Consider the following 3,182-nt stretch of genomic DNA (forward strand, 5'->3'; position numbering starts at 1 on the left):
GGGTTGGGCTGTGGCAGTCTTGGCGCAGGTGCCGGGTAGCTGCGGCCTAACAAGTCGTTCAAGCCGAAGCCGCTTCGTTCCGCAAACCACATGACAGAAAGAGCTTGCCATGTGGTTCGCTCCACTACGCGTCTCGGCTTAACTCAGGCGTTAGATGCGATGATCAAATTTCTAATTACCGCCTTCTTAGTCCTGGCTTCTGGCTCGGCCATTGCCTGCGGCTGCGATATGCCCCGTTCCACTGAAGATTTGCGTCCGGAGGCCATCGTCTTCGAAGGTCAGGCCATTTCACACCTGATACGCCCCGACTCACCAAGTTGTGTTTCTAATGGAGTTCCTGTACTCAGCTCCGGCGGGGAAGTCGTCACATTCAAAGTGACCAAAAACATCCGCGGCTCTACTGACGAATACATAAACATCAGCGTTAACGGGAACACGTCGTGCGATCTACAACGCTTTGATTTTAAGCGGGGCGACAAGTATCGCCTGTCAATACTTCCACACGCAGGCCAGACCGGTGCGACCGACCACGACGCTTATTGGAACAGCATTTGTGATTTGCGGGTTCGCATCTAACAATGCGTTCAAGCCGAAGCCGCTTCGTTCCACCAACCACATGGCAGGTAAAGCTTGCCATGTGGTTGGCTCCACTACGCGTCTCGGCTTAACTTAGGTGTTAGCCGTGCATGAGATTTGATCGCAAATGACAGAGTTAGCAGCCCAGCCAAACCCATGGTTCTCTATGTGGTCAAGGCCTCGCGAAACGATCCAATCCATAGTAAGCCGAGATCCGACGCATCTGGTCGTGCCGTTAGCGGCCCTGTCTGGCATCTCAGAAGCACTCGACAAGGCGAGCACAAAAAGTCTAGGCGATTCGATGGAGTTGCCTGCCATTTTTGCGCTCGCGATTGTTGCGGGCGCCATTAGCGGGGTTGTCGGCCTCTACATTCTTTGCTACCTGCTGAAGCTCAGTGGGAGATGGCTAGGCGGGAAGAGCAGCTCGGTCAATATTAGGGCCGCGACAGCCTGGTCATCTGTGCCAATAATCTGGGCACTGCTTCTATGGGTCCCGGAGCTGCTTATTTTCGGGAAAGACTTGTTCACAACTGCTGCGCCAAGCATCACTGCCCGTCCCGCGGTCTATTTTGGATTTCTAGGCGTAGAGCTGGCAATTGCAATCTGGGGCGTGGTGGTTTTTTGTAAAGCCCTTGGCCAAGTGCAAGCTTTTTCCGCCTGGCGAGCCCTTGGCTCAGCCGTGTTGGCCTTTTTCATTGTTGCGCTGCCTATCTTGCTGCTCGGATTTCTTGTGTCGGGCATCGGGTGAGCACGGCTAACAAATCATTCAAGCCGACACCGCTTCGCGGCGCGGCTTAATTCAGGCGTTAGGCGCTATGGGCAGAACTTCTGAACTTGCAGGTGTAGCTCACAACATCGCTCACCATGCCGGCAGCGGCCTCAGCTACCTGTCACCGCACCTTTCCGAAGCGTTGAAAGCTGCGGGTGCAAGCACTACTTCGGTGGAACTGCTATCCGACGATCCTTATCCTACCAATGCTCCCCAGCTTGAACCGCTTAGGCTTGCTCTCCTTACGCTTCGCCAGACCGTTCTGTCATTGCTGGCTACTCACCAATTTTCAGGTTCGGACGTAACCTCCGTCGTACTCCACGCGACACCCGCGCGGTGGGACAGCTCCGGCTATTCTCTGCATACGCGTGCGGTGGTTACATCCAGAAATGGGCGCACCTTTGATTCAGGGTGGCTGCAATGAGGGCCGCGCCTAACAATTCATTCAAGCCGACGCCGCTTCGCGGCGCGGCTTAATTCAGGTGTTAGGCGCCTAGGGGAACTGCGTGGACAATTTCGTGCTAATTGTTGGGGTAGCCTTCGTCCTGGTCGGTGTATGGGATGTGTCACGATTTCTTCTCGCAGGACGCGTACCTGTACGGGGCTCTGAGGAATCTGACGTATTGAAGAACGGCCAAACTGGAAAAGAACTGCGGCTTGTTGGCTCGATCGCCAATGGATGCCTGGGTGTCGTATTTGTAACCGTCGCGCTGCACCCCTCGGCTCCGGGCTGGATCGCTATTGCGGCCATTTTCTTCTACGTAGTACTTTCTGCCGGCATTCAATTGAGGCGTACCGGCGCCTAACGATTCATTCAAGCCGACACCGCTTCGCGGCGCGGCTTAATTCTGGTGTTAGGTGCCATGGGAGAGTCACTCTGTTCTCGATAAGATCAAACTCGTCAGACCGAGAGTTGGTGTTCCTTTCGCCACATGGTGACTATTTCACCGTCGAACTCAGAGGAGCTTCTGTTCAAGCGACACATACAGTTTGGGCGCATACGGATGCAAGAGGACTTGCCAACCTGTTCGCTCGGCTAGCTACGTACGAACGCCCGTGGAGTGGCAACGAGCGCTGGGAGTCAATAGAAGGAGAGTTTTTACTCTCCGCAACTTGCTCCCCGCTTGGAGAAGTCAATTTCTCAGTGCGGATTCTTGGCTTACAAGGTGCCCCAGAGGAGTGGCAGGTGTCCGCATCGCTTACTACCGAGCTTGGCCAACTACCAAAAGTCGCTGCGGGTGCTCATCGGTTCTTCGGTGGCACCTAACAATTCATTCAAGCCGACGCCGCTTCGCGGCGCGGCTTAATTCAGGCGTTAGGCCTTGTTTCCCGCACTACCGGATCAGCATCTTCGGTCGCATAATGTTCGCCGCTCATCTGTGACTGTTGGCGTCTCGCACGCGCGGTGAGTGGCATCGGCGTCAGGGCCTGCTGCACCTAAGCTTCGGACAGACGCGACCCTTCGCAAGATTCCACCTGCCGAGTCGGCTTCGGAGAGCTTTCGGTGAGGGTTCTTGGCCGCGCGAGCCGCAGCTTTCGGCTCTGGCCCGAGAAAGACTAAGCCTGCGTCCACCGGCAAGACTTGTTGTACTGTTCGGCTTAGGGGTTGGGCCGCTGTAACAGGCACGGGTGCCGGGCAGCGGCGGCCTAACGAGTCGTTCAAGCCGACGCCACATCGGGGCGCAAACCACATGGCAGATACAGCTTGCCATGTGCTTCACGCCCCGCTGCAGCGCGGCTTAACTCTGGTGTTAGGCCTTTGAGGAGAGTTCTATGCGACTTGCCGTCCTTCTAACTGCACTCGTGGGTTTGAGCGCCTGCGTCAGTCAGCCCAAGA

General features: G+C 55.9%; 4 protein-coding genes. All 4 read left to right on the forward strand.

The window, feature by feature from the left end:
* The first annotated feature begins 90 nt into the window (after nt 1–90).
* Complete coding sequence (locus ACW7GZ_RS14825; RefSeq protein WP_457010035.1) at nt 91–576, forward strand: hypothetical protein; 486 nt, start codon at nt 91–93, stop codon at nt 574–576.
* Nucleotides 577–742: 166 nt separating this feature from the next.
* The gene (locus ACW7GZ_RS14830; protein ID WP_457010041.1) at nt 743–1,324 is read left to right on the forward strand and encodes a YIP1 family protein; all 582 of its coding nucleotides are present in this window, start codon (nt 743–745) and stop codon (nt 1,322–1,324) included.
* A gap of 527 nt (nt 1,325–1,851) precedes the next feature.
* Nucleotides 1,852–2,151, forward strand: a complete 300-nt coding sequence (locus ACW7GZ_RS14835; RefSeq protein WP_457010037.1) for a hypothetical protein — start codon at nt 1,852–1,854, stop codon at nt 2,149–2,151.
* A 110-nt stretch (nt 2,152–2,261) separates the two neighbouring features.
* Complete coding sequence (locus ACW7GZ_RS14840) at nt 2,262–2,612, forward strand: DUF6228 family protein (protein WP_457010039.1); 351 nt, start codon at nt 2,262–2,264, stop codon at nt 2,610–2,612.
* Nucleotides 2,613–3,182: the final 570 nt, after the last annotated feature.

The organism is Luteimonas sp. A537 (genome assembly GCF_054052065.1).

Bases quoted from the DNA above. Each gene is read 5' to 3' on its own strand.
- ACW7GZ_RS14825 (WP_457010035.1), top strand. From the start codon at position 91: ATGACAGAAAGAGCTTGCCATGTGGTTCGCTCCACTACGCGTCTCGGC.
- ACW7GZ_RS14830 (WP_457010041.1), top strand. From the start codon at position 743: ATGTGGTCAAGGCCTCGCGAAACGATCCAATCCATAGTAAGCCGAGAT.